This window comes from Rhodopseudomonas sp. BR0M22, from assembly GCF_010907035.1.
In the GTDB taxonomy this organism is placed as follows: domain Bacteria; phylum Pseudomonadota; class Alphaproteobacteria; order Rhizobiales; family Xanthobacteraceae; genus Rhodopseudomonas.
The window spans coordinates 23,452-40,667 of sequence record NZ_QUMK01000052.1; the positions used below are offsets into that span (position 1 = coordinate 23,452).

A 17,216-nucleotide genomic window follows, 5' to 3' on the forward strand; every position below is an offset into this window, starting at 1 on the left:
TCAATGATTGAACTCCGTCCCTTCGACCGTCTCGGCGGCGCCGACCATGGCTGGCTCAAGGCCCGTCACCACTTCTCGTTCGCCAACTACTACGACCCCAACAATATGGGCCACGGCGCCTTGCGGGTCTGGAACGACGACGAAATCGCGCCCGACACCGGCTTTCCGCCGCATCCGCATCGCGACATGGAGATCATCACCTATGTGCGCGACGGCGCCATCACCCATCAGGACTCGCTCGGCAACAAGGGCCGCACCGAGGCCGGCGACGTTCAGGTGATGAGCGCGGGCTCGGGCGTCCGGCACTCCGAGTACAATCTCGAACCGGAGACCACCCGTATCTTCCAGATCTGGATCGAGCCGACGCAGAGCGGCGGCCAGCCGACCTGGGGCTCCAAGCCGTTTCCGAAGGCCGATCGCTCCGGCAAGCTCGTCACCATCGCCTCGGGCATCAAGGGCGACGCCGACGCCCTGCCGATCCGCGCCGACGCGCGGGTGCTGGCGACGACGCTGAAGGCCGGCGAGACCGCCACCTACGACGCCGAGAAGGCGCGGCACCTCTATCTGGTGCCGGCCGCCGGCAGCGTCGAAGTCAACGGCGTCCGCGTCAACGCCCGCGACGGCGCCGCGATCCACGGCGAGACCAAGCTCACCATCACGGCGATCGCTGACGCCGAACTGGTGCTGGTCGACGCGGCGTGAGGCCACTGCCTCGCGTAACCAACGACCGTCATGCGCGGGCTTGACCCGCGCATCCAGCCTTCTTCGCGAGAGCCTTGACGAAGTGGATGGATGGCCGGGTCGAGCCCGGCCATGACGGCTGACTAACAACGCAATCACTCCCCACCCCATCACCCACCAAACGGAGACTCCCATGGCGAAGGTTCTGGTTCTTTACTACTCGGCTTACGGTCACATCGAAGCGATGGCCAACGCGGTCGCCGAGGGCGCGCGGGAGGCCGGCGCACAGGTCGACATCAAGCGCGTGCCCGAGCTGGTGCCGCCGGAGGTCGCCAAGGCGTCTCACTACAAGCTCGATCAGGCCGCGCCGGTCGCAACCATCGAAGATCTCGCCAATTACGACGCCGTCGTCATCGGTACCGGCACGCGGTTCGGCCGGATGGCGTCGCAGATGTCGAACTTCCTGGATCAGGCCGGCGGCCTGTGGGCGCGCGGCGCGCTGAACGGCAAGGTCGGCGGCGCCTTCACCTCGACCGCGACCCAGCACGGCGGCCAGGAGACCACGCTGTTCTCGATTATCACCAACCTGTTGCATTTCGGCATGGTGGTGGTCGGCCTCAACTACGGCTTCGGCGACCAGATGCGGCTCGACCAGGTCACCGGCGGCGCGCCCTATGGCGCCACCACGATCACCGGCGGCGACGGCTCGCGCCAGCCGAGCGAAACCGAACTCGCGGGCGCCCGCTATCAGGGCAAGACCATCGCCGAAACCGCGATCAAGCTGCACGGCTGATCGGCAGCGGCGGGGCGCTCACAAGCGCCCCGCCCGTCCCGGCCAGACTTAATGCAGATGCATCTATCGCATGCCTGCTGCGCTGCAGCGGGACTACTGCGTCCGCTGCTTCGGCACCATCTCCACATTGCTAGCGGGGAGACGACAACATGCTCGAGATGGTTTTCATGCTTCAATTGGCGCGCAGCCCGCTGCAGGCGATGGCCAAGCGGTTAGTTTGCAAGAGCCTCAGTCTCGCGACCTATGGCAAGCGGCAGTGCCGAAGCTGCACCGGCGCCACCCCGCCGGACGCGGAGTGATTGCCACGGCAGTCGCCTGTAGTTAGCCCGCTCATCAGCGCGCAGTTCAAGCAGCTTTCTCTTTGCCGAATCGAGCGGCCCCGCGCCCTTTGAGGCGTTCATCCGTTTCCCCTCGGACCAGAACCCCGTCATTGCGAGCGTAGCGAAGCAATCCAGGAGCTCCGTGCACCGAGCCCTGGATTGCTTCGTCGCTTCGCTCCTCGCAATGACGGGCATGATTTCGCGACGCGGCGGAACTTGATCGCCGCGAGCGATGCCGGGCCGCGAGCAAGGCCCGCGACCCGAATGCCGTTACATCAGCTTGTCGAGCGTCAGCGGCAGATCGCGAATGCGTTTCCCGGTGGCGTTGAACACCGCATTGGCGACCGCGGCGCCGACGCCGGTGATGCCGATCTCGCCGATGCCGCGGGCGCCCATCGGGGCGCGCGGATCGGGAATGTCGGTCCAGATCACATCGATCTCCGGCACGTCGAGATGCACCGGGACGTGATAGTCGGACAGACTCGGATTCATCACCCGCCCGTTGCGCTCGTCGAACTGTGTCTCCTCCATCAGCGCCAGGCCGAGGCCCATGATGATGCCGCCGCGGAACTGGCTCGCCGCGGTCTTCGGATTGAGGATGCGGCCGCAATCGTAAGATCCGAGGAAGCGCCGGACGCGAATTTCGCCGGTGACGCTGTTGACGCCGACCTCGCAGAACAGCGCACCGAACGAATGCATCGACCAATGCATGGTTTCGAGCGGCGCGGAGGCACTGCCTTCGACCGCAACATGATCGCGGCCCGAGCGCGTCAGGATCGACACGTAGCTTTCATGGCGCGACGGATCGTCGAGCTTGGCAAGCCCGCCATTCACGGTGCCGACCTCGTCGGCGCTGAGGCCCGCCAACGGCGAGTCGTTGCCGGCCAGCTTGAGCAGCTCCTTGATCAGCCCATGATGCGCCGCGATCACCGAGGCGCCGATCGACGCAGTCTGCTGCGAGCCGCCGGCCAGGACCACGCCGGGCAGCGTCGAGTCGCCATAGGCGAACGTCACCTGATCGCGCGACAGCCCGAGCCGTTCGGCCGCCACCTGAGTATGCGCGGTCGCGGTGCCCATCCCCATCTCGTGCGCGGCGATCTCGACCCTGGCGCCGCCATCGCGGGTCAGGGTGATACGCGCCGCACCGCCCGGCATGCGGTGATACGGATAGGTCGCGGTGGCGCAGCCCATGCCGACCAGCCACTCGCCGTCGCGCATGCTGGCGGCGGTCGGATTGCGCTGAGACCAGCCGAACCGTTCGGCGCCGGCCCGCCACGCCTCCGCAATGTGCCGCGACGAGAACGGCGTGCCCTTCAGCGGATCTTCCGTTGGCTGATTGAGGATGCGCAGCTCGACCGGATCGATGCCGAGTGCCACCGCCATCTCGTCGATCGCCGACTCCATCGCGAAGGTGCCGACCGACTCGCCGGGCGCCCGCATGAAGGTGTTGGCCAGCATGTCGAGGTGGACGGTTTCGACATCGAGCTTGATGTTCGGCGAGCCGTAACTGCTCATCGTCGGCAGGATGAAGGGTTCGGGGAACGCGTTCTGGCGCGACGTCGGGGCGACGCCGGTGTGGATCAGCGCAACGAACCGGCCATCGGGCTCGGCGCCGATCGCGAAGCGCTGCTCGGTGAGGGTGCGGCCGCCGATCATCCGGTACACGCCCTCCCGCGACAGCGCGATCCGCACCGGCCGGCCGGCGAGCTTGGAAGCCGCCGCGCCGAGCACCTGATGCTGCCACAGGCATTTGCCGCCGAAGCCGCCGCCGACGAACGGCGAGGTGACGTGGACCTGCTCCTCGGCGATGCCGAACACATCCCCGAGCGACCACGCGGTGTGCTGCACCGCCTGCGAGGCATCGTGCACGATCAGTTTGTCGCCCTGCCACGCCACCGTGGCGGCGTGCGGCTCGATCGCATTGTGGTTGTGGCGCGGCGTCGAATAGCGGCGATCGACCCGGACCGGCGCATTGACGAACGCCGCGTCGGCGTCACCCTTCTCGGCCTTGAGCGGCTGGCCCAAGAACAGACCGGGTTCGGTGCCCTTGGCTTTGGCGGTGGCCAGACTGGTGAGCGCAGCTTCCGCCTCATAGGTGACGCTGATCAGCGACACGGCATGATCGGCCTGCTCCTGCGTGTCCGCCAGCACGACCGCGATCGGCTGGCCGTTCCAGTGGATGCGATCGTCCTGCATGATCGGCAGATTGTCGCCGCCATCGGCTTTCTCCGCCGTCATGAACAGCGGCATCGGCTTCATCCGCGGCGCATTGCGATGCGTCATCACCAGTGCGACGCCGGGCGCGGCTTCGGCCGCAGCCGTGTCGAGCGTGGCGATCCGGCCTTTCGGCACGGTGCTGAACATCAGCGCGGCATAGAGCATGCCGTCGAGCGCGAACTCCGCCGCGAACCGCGCGGCGCCGCGGACCTTGAGCGGGCCGTCGATCCGCGGGATCGACGCGCCGATCGAGCCGTGCCTGGCGCGGATCAACGGATCGGGCTCGCCGCCCGGCATCCAGCTGTCGGGCGCGAGCGCAACGGCTTTCTCCATCACGTCCATCGCGGCACCGCGCACGGCTTGTTTGGCTTCGTTGACGATGCTCATCTTGCATCTCCTGCGAGTTCGGCCAAAACGGCAGTGATGGTTCGTTTGGCCAGTTCGATCTTGAAGGCGTTGTCGCGCAGCGGGGCCGCATCGGTGAACTCCGCCTCGGCCGCGGCGCGGAACGCCTCAGCCGTTGCTTCCCCGCCGCGTAGCGCCTGCTCGGCCTTCAGCGCGCGCCAGGGCTTGTGGGCGACGCCGCCGAGTGCGAGCCGGACATCCTTCACCTTGCCGCCGTCGAGTTTGAGCGCGGCTGCGACCGACACCAGCGCGAACGCGTAGCTCGAGCGATCGCGCACCTTGCGATAGGTCGAGCGCGCCGCAATCGACTGCGACGGCAGCTCGATCACAGTGATGAGTTCGCCGGGTTGAAGCGTCGTCTCCTGATCCGGGCGGTCGCCCGGCAGGCGGTGCAGTTCGCCGAAAGGCATCTGGCGCTTGCCATGACCGCCTTCGACATGAACCACCGCGTCGAGCGCGGCGAGCGCCACGCACATGTCGGAGGGATGCGTCGCGACGCAGGCCTCGGACGCGCCGAGGATCGCGTGGTTGCGGTTGAAGCCGTCGATGGCGTCGCAACCCTGCCCCGGATTGCGCTTGTTACAGCGCGAGCCGGCATCGTCGTAGAAGTAAGGACAACGCGTCCGTTGCAGCAGATTGCCGCCGACCGTCGCCATGTTGCGGATCTGCGCCGAGGCGCCCGCCAGAATCGCGCGCGACAGCACCGGATAGCGCCGGCGCACGGCGGGGTGCTCCGCGAGCGCAGTGTTGCGCACCGCTGCGCCGATCAGCAGGCCGCCACCCTCGCGCTCGGCGATGTCGGCGGGCAGGCGGGTGATATCGACCAACGCCGCCGGACGCTCGATCGTCTCGCGCATCAGGTCGACCAGATTGGTGCCGCCGCCGAGAAATTTGGCCTGCGCGGCGCCGCCAAGCCGCAGCGCTTCGGCGACGTCGCCGGCGCGTGAGTAATCGAAGGGAGTCATTCTGCAGCCTCCGCATAGGTGCCGCGGATCGCCGCGATGATGCCGTTGTGCGCGCCGCAGCGGCACAGATTGCCGCTCATGCGTTCGCGGATTTCATCGTGGGTCGGCGCGATATGGTCGGCTGCCAGATCGGGGGTGACGTGGCTCGGAACGCCGCGCTGCAGTTCGGATGCCATGCCGATCGCCGAGCAGATCTGTCCGGGGGTGCAGTAGCCGCACTGGAATCCGTCGTGTTCGATGAACGCTTGCTGCAGCGGATGCAGCCCCGCCTCGCTTGCGAGACCTTCGATGGTGGTGACGCTGCGGCCGGCGTGCTGCACAGCGAGCGACAGGCAGGACACGATGCGTTCGCCGTCGACCAGCACCGTGCAGGCGCCGCAGGCGCCCTGATTGCAGCCCTTCTTGGTGCCGTGCAGGTTCAAGGTCTCACGCAGCAGATCGAGCAACGAGACGCGCGGATCGGCGGGGACCGGATAGTCGACTCCATTGATGCGGATCGCCGCGGCAGGCGCGGCAGTGCGATCAGCGGTCATAGGACCTCCTTGGGGACGAGATGAAAGCGCGCAAGCGGCCATGTTCGCGCGCGCACGTTGCGCGAGACGACAATGCGAGACGAAAAACTCGCTGACCGCAGAGCGGCTGGTTAGTTCGATGCGTTGGTTGTTGAGGCCGGATAGCCCGGCGGGGTTCGATATGAGATAACGAACCAGCAACTCCTTATACGGAACATTGTTCCGTTTATCAAGAGGTATTCTCGTGTCTGAAACGCCGCCCGGAAAAGGCGCCTCCGCGGCCCGCGCGCCGCGTCGGGTCCGGGCGGACGCGCAGCGCAATCTCAAGACGCTGATCAAGGCGGCGCTGGACGTGTTCGCCGCCTCGGGCGTGGATGCGCCGGTGCGGGAGATCGCCGAAAAGGCCGGCGTCGGGGTCGGCACTCTGTATCGCCACTTCCCGCAGCGGTCGGACCTGATCGTCGCGGTTTTCCGCAGCGGCGTCGATTGCTGCGCCGATGCGGCCGAGACGCTGGCCGAGGAACATCCGCCGCTCGAAGCGCTGTCGCGCTGGATGCAGCATTACGTCGACTTCATCGCGACCAAGCGCGGTCTGGCGGCGGCGCTGTATTCGGGCAATCCCGCCTACGACAACCTGCCGGCCTATTTCGAGCAGCGGCTGGTCCCGGCGCTGAAATCCCTGCTGGATAAGGCTGGCGCGGCCGGCGAAGTTCGGCGTGACGTCGATCCGTTCGATCTGCTCAGGGCGGTGGCTCAGCTCTCTAATTCGGCGCCAGGCGATTCCGAACATACGAGGCGCATGGTCGCCCTCCTGATCGACGGCCTGCGTTACGGGGCTACGAGCGACCACAAGCCCCGCCAATGAGACCTGACAGAGCGCACCTCCGGCAAACGTCCCCACCAACGACAACGGCCTCCGCAATGGAGGCCGTCGGACATTTTGGCTGGCCGTCTTAATCGTCGTCGCGCTCGATGATCACGCGGCGGCGCGGCTCGTCGCGATACTGGCGCCGAACCACGACAGTCTCGTCAGGCTCTCGCTCGCGATAGACCCGGCGCTCGCGGACGACGTAGCGGTCGCCATCGTAATACGGACCGTGGCTGGTCCCGACGGTGACCCCGACCGGGCCGACACCGATGCCGACCTCGTCGGCGGTGGCCGGCGTGATGACGGCGGCCGAGACAGCCGCCAGCGCGGCGGCGGTGATTGCAATCTGCTTGATCATCGTGTCGCTCCCATACGTCGAAATGGCGATACCGAGCCAATTCGTCGCAGGCCGCTTCGTTCCGAACGGAACGCCATCGTACCCAAAAGCCATCAACGGCCGCGGATCTGGAACCGGCGGAGCTGTGCGGGTCGATAACAGCTGAAACTGAGGGGAACTGAGGATGGTGGGCGCGACAGGGATCGAACCTGTGACCCCCTCGATGTCAACGAGGTGCTCTCCCGCTGAGCTACGCGCCCTCAGATCTTCTTCACGGGTGGCGTCCCTATATCGGCTCCGGGCCGGTCAGGCAAGGACACCAAAGCAGGATTTCGACGCCAATCTCACGCGGCGAGCATCTTATTCACTTCGCTGACCAATTCCCGCAGGTGCACGGGCTTGGCCAGGACCTTGGCATTCTTCGGCGCATCCGAATCGGAGTTCAGCGCCACCGCGGCGAATCCGGTGATGAACATGATCTTGATGTCGGGATCGAGTTCGGAGGCGCGGCGCGCCAGCTCGATCCCGTCCATCTCCGGCATCACGATGTCGGTCAGCAGCATTTCGAACGGCTCTTCGCGAAGCCGCTGATAGGCCGACATGCCGTTGTCGAACGAGGAAACCTGGAAGCCTGCGTTTTCCAACGCCTTCACCAGGAAGCGGCGCATGTCGTTGTCGTCTTCGGCGAGAAGGATCTTGTGCATGGTGGCTGGAACTTCAAATCCGGGCGAGGAGAACCGATCGATCCACTTAGACCGAAGTCTGGTAAATTTCGGGTGAAATTCCCGCGGCCCATCGCGAGCAGGAGGTGCGTGTGATCCTGCGCCCGATCGACTTCTGAATCAACAAATCCAGATCGGCACTTCTGTGCGGCCTCGGCGTTCTGCCTCTGCCTTTGGAAGGATTTTGCTTGGCAGCGCCGGCCCGATTGCCGACAATACCGCTTACAAATCACCAGAGCGCTGTCGGCCAGACAGGAGAACGGCGAATCTGACGGGTGGCGGACGACAGGTGGCGGACAACGATGACCGAGTTCGACGGTGAGTTTTCCCCCGCCTTCGAGATTGCCGAACCGGCGATCTGGCGCGCGCCGATCATTTTCAACTCGCCGCATTCCGGCTCGGTTTATCCGAACACATTCCTGAACGCCTCGCGGATCGATCTGGAAGCGCTGCAGCGCTCCGAGGATTCGTTCGTGGACGAGCTGATCGGCCACCTGATTCACGACGGGTTTCCGGTGGTGCGGGTGCATTTCCCGCGCTCCTATATCGACGTCAATCGCGAGCCCTACGAACTCGATCCCAGGATGTTCAACGGCCGGCTGCCGAGCTTCGCCAATACTCGGTCGATGCGGGTCGCCGGCGGCCTGGGGACGATTCCCCGCGTGGTCGGCGACGGCCAGGAGATCTATCACGAGCGAATTCCGATCGACGACGCGCTCGGCCGGATCGAGACGCTGTACAAACCCTATCACCGCGCGCTGCGCCGGCTGATCAACCAGGCGCACCAGCAGTTCGGCTCGGTAATTCTGGTCGACTGCCATTCGATGCCGTCGGTCGGCATCTCGCGCGACGAGCCGAGGCGGCCGGACGTTGTGATCGGCGATCGCTACGGCACCAGTTGCTCACCGCTGATCGCCGCCGTGATCGAAGAGACGATGGCGGCGCGCGGCTATTCGACCGGCCGCAACAAACCCTATGCGGGCGGCTTCATCACCGAGCATTACGGTAACCCGGGCACCGGGCTGCACACCGTTCAGGTCGAACTCAACCGCGCGATCTATATGGACGAGCGGCTGCGATTGCGGAGCGACCGGTTCGACGCGGTGGCGGAGGATTTCGGCCGTCTCGCCGAGGCGCTCGCGGCAATTCCGCTCGACGACCTTCGCCCATTCCAGGCGGCTGCCGAATAAGCGAGCATCAGATCAAGATACAATCTGCGGCTTCATTATACCATTCATTGGTTGTTTTATTTCGGAAAACACAACTTACCGTCGAGTTTCTGCTTACAAATTTAGTCGGCTTTAAATCCTCCACGACAATTTCAGGTTGTGCATCCTGCGCCGCACATCACATTTGGAGGTATAAATGAAGCGCACTCTTCAAAAATTCTGGAAGGACGAAACCGGCGCCACCGCGATCGAATACGGTCTGATCGCCGCCGGCATTGCCTTGATGATCATTGCCGTCGTGCAGACCATCGGCGGCACCCTGAATTCCAAGTTCACCGAACTCAGCGGCAAGCTGAGCGGCGCGACCGCTGGCGGTGGGGGCGGTGGCAACTGATTAAGACCCGCCGCGAGGGACCCGCACCGGTCACGCCTGGGCTCCACGGGTTTGCGGCTGGCGTTCTCACCCCTCGCGGCGGCCTTGACGTTCGGATCGCGTCAAGCGGATCGGGAATGAAGTCCGATCAGACCTCCCCAGCAAGAAAAAAGGGCCGCTTGCGATGGCAAGCGGCCCAAGTCTAGGGAGGAAACGCCCAAGGAGGGCAGCGATAGCGCGAGGCGCTACCGCACCGCAACAATATGCAATCGCGCCGCACAAAACGCAAGTGTTTTTGGGCGTTTCTTCATGCAAAAAACGCATGACTGAGCACCGTCCGCGCCGCGAAACTGAGAAGTTTTTTTGAGCCACATCAATGAGATGGAATACTCGCGGCCGATGGACGCGGAGACGGTCTGCGACCTTGTTTCAGCCCGGTTCCCGTCTCGCCGCGACGCAATCAAAGCTGTGCGTCAGGCTTATTGCCGACGCGCGAAGCTATGGACCCGGACTCGCCCGCCATAATAAAGGAGGCATAGGTTCGACGATCGCTCATTCTGGACATGGTCGGTTCCCCGCCTCACCCCGCAACTCTCGCCTAGGAATCGCCCGTGACGGTCATCGATTTCGCCGCCTTTATCGGCCGCCTTGCGACCTCGTCGGGCGACACCATCCTGCCGTTCTTTCGCACCTCGCTGACGATCGACAACAAGCAGCCCGGGCGGGACTTCGATCCGGTGACCGAGGCTGACCGCGCCGCCGAGGCGGTGATGCGGCGCCTGATCAAGGCCAGCTTTCCCCAGCACGGCATCGTCGGCGAAGAGTTCGGCAACGAACGCGAAGACGCCGACTATGTCTGGGTGCTGGATCCGATCGACGGCACCAAATCCTTCATCGCCGGCTTTCCGGTGTGGGGCACGTTGATCGCGCTGCTGCACAAGGGAACCCCGGTATTCGGGATGATGCACCAGCCGTTCATCGGCGAACGCTTTTCCGGCGACAACGCCTCGGCGAGCTACAAGGGCCCGTCCGGCGAGCGCAAGCTCGGGGTGCGGCGCTGCGCGGCGATCAAGGACGCGGTGCTGTTCACCACATCGCCGCTGCTGATGAACGCCGCCGACCGCGCGATCTTCGAAAAGGTACAGGCTGGCGCACGGCTGACCCGCTTCGGCGGCGACTGCTATTCCTACTGCATGCTCGCCGCGGGCCAGCTCGATCTGGTCATCGAGACCGAGCTGAAGCCCTACGATGTCGCCGCCCTGATTCCGATCATTACCGGGGCCGGCGGCATCATCACCACCTGGGACGGCCAGCCGGCGCAGAACGGCGGCCGGATCGTCGCGGCCGGCGACAAGCGCGTGCACGAAGCCGCGATGAAGATCCTCAACGGCTGAGCCGAACGCCGATAGCCCCCGACGCGACACGAGTTGCGCGCCGAGCGCATTGACCTCCGCCGCCCGCCGGCGTTGTCCGGCGTTGGCGGATCGGGCTAGCTGGCCCGATGACGGTTTCCTTCCTGTTCGTGATCGCCGCGGTGTTCGCCTTTGCCGGCTTCATCAAGGGCGTGATCGGCCTCGGCCTGCCGACGGTGTCGATCGGACTGCTGGCGATCGCGATGCCGCCGTCGCACGCGGTCGCCATCGTGATCGTGCCGGCGATCGTCACCAACATCTGGCAGACCTTCGCCGGCAGCTATCTGCGTGACATCCTGCGCCGGCTGTGGCCGCTGCTGCTCGGCACCGTGATCGGCATCCGCCTCGGCGCCGGACTGATGACCGGTCCTTACGCCCGCTACGGCGCGCTGGTGCTCGGCGTGCTGCTGGTCGCTTATGGCATTCTCGGCCTCAGCAAGCGCAGCTTCCACGTCGCGCCGAACCGTGAGAAATGGATCGGCGGTCCGGTCGGGCTGATCACCGGAGTGATCTCGGCGGCGACCGGCGTGCAGGTGATTCCCTCGATGCCGTATCTGCAGGCGATCGGGATGGAGAAGGACGAGCTGGTGCAGGCACTCGGCGTGTTCTTCACCACCGCGACGCTGGCGCTGGCCGTGAACCTCACCGACGCCGGGCTGCTGTCGACCGCCACCGCCCTGCCCGGCGTGATCGCAATGGTGGCGGCGTTCGGCGGGATGTTCGGCGGTCAGGCGGTGCGGACGCGGATGCATCCCGACGCGTTCCGGCGCTGGTTCCTGATCGCCCTGATCGGACTCGGCCTCTATCTCGCCGCGACCACGCTGGTGAAGCTGATCGGCTGACCGCTGCGCAGCCTGATCAGGCCCGCGCCATTGCCACCCGCACCCCGAGCGCAACGAACAGCGCGCCGAGACCACGATTGATCCACTGCAGCACCGTGACGGAGCGGCGCAGGCGATCGGCCGCCCGCGCCGCGAAGGCCGCGAGCGCCAGGCAATACAGCGTGCCGTTGACCACGAAGATCAGCCCGAGCACCAGAAACGCCAGCTCCTTGTTGGCTGCATCGGCGGCGACGAACTGCGGCAGGAAGGCGAGAAAGAACAGCGCCACCTTGGGATTGAGCACATTGGTGAGCATGCCCTGGCGAAACACCGAGGCCAGCGACAGCGCCGGGGCAGCGCCTGCGGTCGCGGTGAAGTCGCTCGGCTTCGACAGCAGCATCCGCAACCCCAGCCAGATCAGATAGGCGGCGCCGGCCCATTTGAGCACGCCGAACGCCAGCGTCGACACCATCAGCAGCGCCGACAGCCCCGCGGCCGCCGCCGCAACGTGGACCAGGCAGCCGGTGCTGACACCGAGCGCCGCAGCCGCCCCACCGCGCCAGCCGAACTGCAGGCCGCGGCCGACGATGTAGGCGGTGTCCGGCCCGGGCGTGACATTGAGCAGCAGCCCGGAGGCGACGAACAGCCAGAAGTCGTGAATGCCCAGCATCGCAGTCCTATTCCCATGCGCGTTTTCCACCATCCTCCGGCGATCATGCCGGCCGTCAAGGGCCGCCGGCGCACCGGAAAACTCGGTACGGGCGCGGGCGGCCGGACGGCAAAAAGCCGCTTTGTTAAGCTGATGGAAACCATCACGGCGCCTCCTGCCCCGGGGGCCTCGCAACAGGTGGGATGCAATCGGCGATGACGGGACACAACCGGCTGGCAGCCGCCGCGCTCGCGGCATGGTTCGGCGGCGTGGCGCTTTCGGCCACGGCGGCGCAGGCGCAATCCGGCAATCCTCTGAACTTCCTCGACAGCATTTTCGGCAATCCGTCGCCGAGCCGCCCGGCCGCGCCCGGCGCTGGCGCGCCCTCCGGCAGCAGCTCCGCCGCCCAGCCATGGAGCGGCGAGGACGGGGCTTCGGGCCATCCGCTGATGACCGCCGCCGCGATCCGCGAGGCCGCGGCGAATTTCGACAATTGCGTCGCGGCGATGTGGCCGGACGCGGCGCGCCGCGGCATCTCGCGGGAGTCGTTCGAGCGCTACACCGCCGGCCTGTCGCCCGACCTGCGGCTGATGGACCTGATGGATTCGCAGCCCGAGTTCACCAAATCGATCTGGGATTATCTCGATATCCTGGTCAACGACACCCGCCTCGCCAGGGGCCGCGAAATCCTGGCGCAGTACAAGCCGCAGTTCGACGCCGTCGAGCGCGCCTACGGCGTCGACCGCTACATCATCGCGTCGATCTGGGGCATCGAATCGAACTACTCGACCCAGATGGGCGATCGCTACGTGGTGAATTCCACCGCAACGCTGGCCTGCGTCGGCCGCCGCCAGGGGTACTTCAAGGACGAATTCCTCACCGCGCTGGAGATCCTGCATCACGGCGACCTGCGTCCCGAGCAGCTGCGCGGCTCATGGGCCGGCGCGTTCGGCCCGACCCAGTTCATGCCGACCGCATTCAAGCGCTTCGCGGTCGATGCCGATGGCGACGGCCGCAAGGACGTCGTCGACAATCCCTACGACCTGATCGCCTCGACCGCCAACAACCTGAAGAAGGACGGCTGGCAGACCGGCCAGACCTGGGGCTACGAGGTCGTGGTGCCGCGCGGCTTCAACTACATGCTGGCCGACCGCCGCCAGACCCAGACGCTGGCGCAATGGGAGCAGATGGGCCTGCGCCGCGCCGGCGGCCAGCCGTTCCCGCGCGCGAGCGAAAAGGCCTATCTGCTCGCCCCCGCCGGCGCCGCCGGTCCCGGCTTCCTGATGCTCACCAATTTCCGGGTGATCATGAAGTACAACCCGGCCGAGGCCTATGCGCTGGCGATCGGCCATTTCGCCGACCGGCTGCGCGGCGGCGCCCCGTTCGTCCAGGACTGGCCGCGCCAGGAGCGCGCCCTGTCCCGCACCGAAAAGCTGGAATTGCAACAGCTCCTCGCCCAGCGCGGCTTCTACCGCGGCACCCCCGACGGCCAGTTCGGCAGCATGACCCGCGAAGCGCTGCGGAATTTCCAAGCCTCGATCGGCGCACCGGCCGACGGGTTTGCGACGGGGGAAATGCTGGAGAGACTGAGAGGAAAGTAGCACGCAAGAGAGGGTGGAAGCAGCTTGCACTCTTCAGTATACTGCAACCTATAAGTGTTTTTTTGATTTTGCAACTGGTCATAACTTGGAATTATGCGTCGGTTCGATGTCGTCGTGTGTGGAGCAGGAATCTCGGGTTTGTTGATAGCCTCGGAGCTCTCCCGGTTCTGTTCCGTTCTAGTCATTGAGAAACAGCCTCGATCTGATTGCTCGAGAAAATTCTGGCTGACTAAGAAAGATTGTCTGACGAGCAATATGGAGCTGATCGACTGTGTGGACTCAGAGTGGGACCAGCTAGATTTTGTTGCAAACGACAGGTCCACCTTCACCGCGCGAGGGCAATACATCCTCTGGGATACTAGGAGGCTGGAAAGCTACCTAATCAATCAAATTCACCTCAATAACTCTGAGGTGCAATATCAGACCAGACTGTATGGCTATCAACCATTGCAGGATTCAATTAGTGCCTTTGCTAATTCTGAAACATTCAATACATCGCTAATAATAGACTGTATGGGGCATTCATCACCGATCGTAAATGCGACAAACTCAGTCAAGATCCTGGGATATCATCATCTGTACGGTCGCACCTTGGGGTTGCGACGTCCGATCGCCCCGATCGCTGTAGACAACGTGATTCTGTCGGATCATCCCTTGTTCCTTGAAATTATGCCGAAGTCTGGCGGCACGGCTAACGTAGTTATGATATCCCCATCTGCCTCCACAAAATTGAGCAAGGTGCTGGTCGACGATTTTAATTTCGCAATCACGAAGACGCACTATGCTGACGTCTTTTATCCTCTCAGAAGCAGCGAAGAATTACAGGGAATTGTTCCAATCGGAAGGATGAGAAAGAGGTCGCTCGATAGAATCTTGTTCTTTGGAGAAGCCGGACAAATACATCCCGCAGCGAGTTGCACCTGCCTAAATCGAATGCTGAAAGTCTATAAAGAAACGGCCAAAAATATAGAGCATCGACTGCTAACTAACTGCGTCTCTGCGGTAGGCCTGTCCGATGCAATTCCGCAAACAAGCCTATTTTCACAGCGATTTCATCAGAATCTTTTTCGCCAATTGAACTGCTGCTCTTCGGATCAAGTTCGCTCGATGGTTGAGCTGCTGCACTGCTTGAATGAAAAATCTCTGGATGATTTGATCTTTGGTGAGGTTGGATTTGGGCACTTCATCCAGACCGATAATTTGAGGCGGGTTACACGGGCACGCAATACTATCTGGCTTGCCCCGTTGCTTCAGACGCTTTTCAATTTGTGATCCCGATTATCCCGTCTAAGAATCTTCTTACCTCTTTGTCGTTAAGCCACAAGAACTGGAGGATCGCGACAATCACGAGAGCGATAGAAGGCGAGTCCTTTAAGGTTAGAACCGGAAGAACTCTGTTGTTCTCAACGATCTTCTCCTTCAGTTCCGTTGCAGCCTTGCGGATTTCGATGACTGCAGGTTCGGATTTTTTTAGATCCACACTGTCGAGAATTGGCTGGGTGAGGCGGTCTATCTCGGATACCTTGCGCTTGATGCTGAAAAGATAGATCTGGCGAATTACGTGCTTCATGTAGAAGCTCGCAAAGAGTGCCAACGGAAGAAAAACAACTATTGGATAAAGAAGCAAGTTCCTCACTGCTTGGTATTTTCCATCCTTCCCCACGAAGAGTGCAGCAAAATCCCCTATGAGTTCGCTCGGCGCCTCGAATGTAAAGTTAGCGGTCAGGGTGCCTCGGAAGGAGAGGTAAAGCGCCCCGATGGCTGTGAAGAGGAGAACCGAAAGATAGAGGCTAAAATTCTCCAATTCGACTATGTTGACGTTATCCTGCAGGTCGACATCAGCAATTGAGAATTCAAGCGCCTGGAACACTTGAAGCGAATGAATGGTGTAGGCGACCATCAATCCGCCAGCATAAAACATGAGCGATGATGTTACCCACAGGTAGTATTTCGGGACCCCCGTCATGGGGTATCCGCACATATAGAGAATTAGTCCTCCAACTACAAAAATTGGAACTGCAATTTTCTGCTTGTTCCAGAAGGAGTAGAGTTGCTCCAATTTTGTTGCAACCAATGCAATCGATGTCGGCTTGATATCTAGGATACCAAAGATCAGGAAATGAAACTGCTGACGAAAGGTGGCTACAGAGAATTGCAGAGCCCCAAATCCTGCAGTAGCGACAAGCAAGCCGTCCCAATAATATAAGTAAGACATCAGGAAAAGGTGGGCTTGATCCTTTTGAAAGATAAGGGTCGCCGCAAAGCCCGCGAGAAAGGCCAGAAAGCTGATAAGCAGCCAACTTGCGTATGCCTTAAGCAGGGTAAAGAACATCCATAATTCCAAGTTATGGATAGCAGATCCGATTCGGATGCATCCACACCCGTCTTCAACCGATAACCGTGAATGCAAGTTCGTCCACGTGGGCGGTGGCGTAGATGAAGCTATTGGGTCATTTTCGTTTGCTCGTTGAGGGGAGCGAAATGGATTTCCATAGATCGATTGCTGGCTTTCTCGATCATTGTTCTGTGGAGAGACAGCTAGCGGAATGTACGCTGCAGGCCTATAGCTATGACTTGGCGGACTTTGGCGCTTGGTTGCAAACCCAATTTATTGATCGCACATTCTTGGATTATTTAGCACTGTCGCCTGCTGTAGAGCTTTGCGACTCCACTGCAAATCCGATCAAAACCGACCATCTTCGCGCCTATCTCGAACACATGACGGAGCGAAAGCTCTCCGCCGCGACAATCCGGCGGCGGCTTGCGTGTCTGCGCGCATTCTTCCGTTTTCTCGCCGATCGCGATGGCACGCCGAATCCGTTCGATGGCTGGCGGCTGAAGCTGCCGAAGCGGAAGCGGTTGCCGCGGACGTTGTCGCGGGACGAGACCACGCGGCTTTTGAAATCAACGCGAGTGCCGGGCGCGGCGCGGCATGCGGCGCCGGATGCGCCGTCGCTGTGCACCGAGATCCGACTGATGATCGCGACCGGAATCCGGATCGGCGAGTTGTGCAAGATCATCAGCAGCGATGTCGCCAGCGACGGCGCGGCGATCCGGATTCACGGCAAAGGGGCGCGCGATCGCGTCGTCTACGTCACCGATGCGGCGCTCCGCACCGAGTTGCGCAAGCTGGCGGCGCAGCGGCAGCGCATGCTCGGCGGCGACGGACCGCTGTTCGTCAATCGCAACGGCACCAAGCTGCGGCCGCATTCGTTCCGCACCAAGCTGCGCAACTTCGCCGGCCAGGCGGGCGTGCGGCGGCGGGTGACGCCGCACATGCTGCGCCACACCGCCGCGACGCTGCTGATCGAGAGCGGCGTCGACATCCGGATCGTGCAGCGGCTGCTTGGCCACTCCAGCATCGCCACCAC

The 17,216-nt window shown here is 63.0% G+C and carries 18 protein-coding genes and 1 tRNA gene; 11 read left to right on the forward strand and 8 right to left on the reverse strand.

All coding sequences use genetic code 11. From position 1 onward, the window contains the following. Nucleotides 1-3 precede the first annotated feature (3 nt). From DY468_RS16920 to DY468_RS24650, 3 genes are all read left to right on the forward strand, one after another. Complete coding sequence (locus DY468_RS16920) at nucleotides 4-702, forward strand: pirin family protein (protein WP_164605969.1); 699 nt, start codon at nucleotides 4-6, stop codon at nucleotides 700-702. Between the two features lie 172 nt (nucleotides 703-874). Next, nucleotides 875-1,474 (forward strand): NAD(P)H:quinone oxidoreductase, encoded by a 600-nt coding sequence (gene wrbA, locus DY468_RS16925; RefSeq protein ID WP_164605970.1) that lies wholly within the window; start codon nucleotides 875-877, stop codon nucleotides 1,472-1,474. A gap of 149 nt (nucleotides 1,475-1,623) precedes the next feature. Then, a complete protein-coding gene (locus DY468_RS24650) occupies nucleotides 1,624-1,773 on the forward strand; it encodes a hypothetical protein (protein WP_205512442.1) in 150 nt (49 codons plus the stop codon). A 291-nt stretch (nucleotides 1,774-2,064) separates the two neighbouring features. Here the strand turns inward: DY468_RS24650 and DY468_RS16930 are convergent, their stop codons facing one another. Genes DY468_RS16930 through DY468_RS16940 form a run of 3 tightly spaced genes read right to left on the reverse strand, consistent with a single transcriptional unit; the run spans nucleotide 2,065 to nucleotide 5,914 of the window. Next, on the reverse strand, nucleotides 2,065-4,353 hold the full coding sequence (locus tag DY468_RS16930; RefSeq protein WP_205512448.1) for a xanthine dehydrogenase family protein molybdopterin-binding subunit: 2,289 nt from the start codon (nucleotides 4,351-4,353) through the stop codon (nucleotides 2,065-2,067). A 41-nt stretch (nucleotides 4,354-4,394) separates the two neighbouring features. After that, nucleotides 4,395-5,381, reverse strand: a complete 987-nt coding sequence (locus DY468_RS16935; RefSeq protein WP_164605972.1) for an FAD binding domain-containing protein — start codon at nucleotides 5,379-5,381, stop codon at nucleotides 4,395-4,397. Then, a complete protein-coding gene (locus DY468_RS16940) occupies nucleotides 5,378-5,914 on the reverse strand; it encodes a (2Fe-2S)-binding protein (protein ID WP_164605973.1) in 537 nt (178 codons plus the stop codon). Before DY468_RS16940 ends, DY468_RS16935 begins: the two co-directional genes overlap by 4 nt. Before the next feature lie 223 nt (nucleotides 5,915-6,137). Here DY468_RS16940 and DY468_RS16945 point away from each other — a divergent pair, with 223 nt between their 5' ends. Next, nucleotides 6,138-6,758: a TetR/AcrR family transcriptional regulator gene (locus tag DY468_RS16945; RefSeq protein WP_164605974.1), complete on the forward strand. Its 621-nt coding sequence runs from the start codon at nucleotides 6,138-6,140 to the stop codon at nucleotides 6,756-6,758. Between the two features lie 88 nt (nucleotides 6,759-6,846). Here DY468_RS16945 and DY468_RS16950 read toward each other — a convergent pair whose 3' ends face one another. From DY468_RS16950 to cpdR, 3 genes are all read right to left on the reverse strand, one after another. Then, the gene (locus tag DY468_RS16950) at nucleotides 6,847-7,119 is read right to left on the reverse strand and encodes a hypothetical protein (RefSeq protein ID WP_164605975.1); all 273 of its coding nucleotides are present in this window, start codon (nucleotides 7,117-7,119) and stop codon (nucleotides 6,847-6,849) included. 164 nt (nucleotides 7,120-7,283) lie between these two features. After that, nucleotides 7,284-7,358: transfer RNA gene (locus tag DY468_RS16955), tRNA-Val, on the reverse strand. 84 nt (nucleotides 7,359-7,442) lie between these two features. Beyond that, nucleotides 7,443-7,802, reverse strand: a complete 360-nt coding sequence (cpdR, locus tag DY468_RS16960; protein WP_011156442.1) for a cell cycle two-component system response regulator CpdR — start codon at nucleotides 7,800-7,802, stop codon at nucleotides 7,443-7,445. 320 nt (nucleotides 7,803-8,122) lie between these two features. Between cpdR and DY468_RS16965 the strand changes: the two genes are divergently transcribed. The 4 genes from DY468_RS16965 to DY468_RS16980 all read left to right on the forward strand — a co-directional run bounded on the left by DY468_RS16965 (nucleotide 8,123) and on the right by DY468_RS16980 (nucleotide 11,616). Further along, on the forward strand, nucleotides 8,123-9,010 hold the full coding sequence (locus DY468_RS16965; RefSeq protein WP_164605976.1) for an N-formylglutamate amidohydrolase: 888 nt from the start codon (nucleotides 8,123-8,125) through the stop codon (nucleotides 9,008-9,010). A gap of 175 nt (nucleotides 9,011-9,185) precedes the next feature. Next, nucleotides 9,186-9,383, forward strand: coding sequence for a Flp family type IVb pilin (locus DY468_RS16970; RefSeq protein WP_164605977.1), 198 nt, complete (start codon nucleotides 9,186-9,188; stop codon nucleotides 9,381-9,383). 590 nt (nucleotides 9,384-9,973) lie between these two features. Continuing rightward, nucleotides 9,974-10,756, forward strand: coding sequence for a histidinol-phosphatase (hisN, locus tag DY468_RS16975; RefSeq protein WP_164605978.1), 783 nt, complete (start codon nucleotides 9,974-9,976; stop codon nucleotides 10,754-10,756). A 107-nt stretch (nucleotides 10,757-10,863) separates the two neighbouring features. Continuing rightward, nucleotides 10,864-11,616 (forward strand): sulfite exporter TauE/SafE family protein, encoded by a 753-nt coding sequence (locus tag DY468_RS16980; RefSeq protein WP_164605979.1) that lies wholly within the window; start codon nucleotides 10,864-10,866, stop codon nucleotides 11,614-11,616. A gap of 16 nt (nucleotides 11,617-11,632) precedes the next feature. On the opposite strand, the gene DY468_RS16985 is transcribed toward DY468_RS16980, so the two are convergent. Next, nucleotides 11,633-12,265: a LysE family translocator gene (locus tag DY468_RS16985; protein ID WP_164605980.1), complete on the reverse strand. Its 633-nt coding sequence runs from the start codon at nucleotides 12,263-12,265 to the stop codon at nucleotides 11,633-11,635. A 194-nt stretch (nucleotides 12,266-12,459) separates the two neighbouring features. On the opposite strand from DY468_RS16985, the gene DY468_RS16990 reads away from it, so the two are divergent. Both DY468_RS16990 and DY468_RS16995 read left to right on the forward strand, forming a co-directional pair. Next, a complete protein-coding gene (locus DY468_RS16990; RefSeq protein WP_164605981.1) occupies nucleotides 12,460-13,845 on the forward strand; it encodes a lytic murein transglycosylase in 1,386 nt (461 codons plus the stop codon). Nucleotides 13,846-13,938: 93 nt separating this feature from the next. Then, nucleotides 13,939-15,117 (forward strand): lycopene cyclase family protein, encoded by a 1,179-nt coding sequence (locus tag DY468_RS16995; RefSeq protein WP_246701009.1) that lies wholly within the window; start codon nucleotides 13,939-13,941, stop codon nucleotides 15,115-15,117. Here the strand turns inward: DY468_RS16995 and DY468_RS17000 are convergent. Beyond that, entirely contained in the window at nucleotides 15,107-16,177 is a 1,071-nt protein-coding gene (locus DY468_RS17000; protein WP_164605983.1) for a hypothetical protein, read from the reverse strand. The two genes, DY468_RS16995 and DY468_RS17000, sit on opposite strands and share 11 nt — an antisense overlap. 104 nt (nucleotides 16,178-16,281) lie before the next feature. On the opposite strand from DY468_RS17000, the gene DY468_RS17005 reads away from it, so the two are divergent. Next, nucleotides 16,282-17,216 (forward strand): tyrosine-type recombinase/integrase (locus DY468_RS17005; protein ID WP_246701010.1); only part of this gene is annotated, 935 nt, incomplete at its 3' end.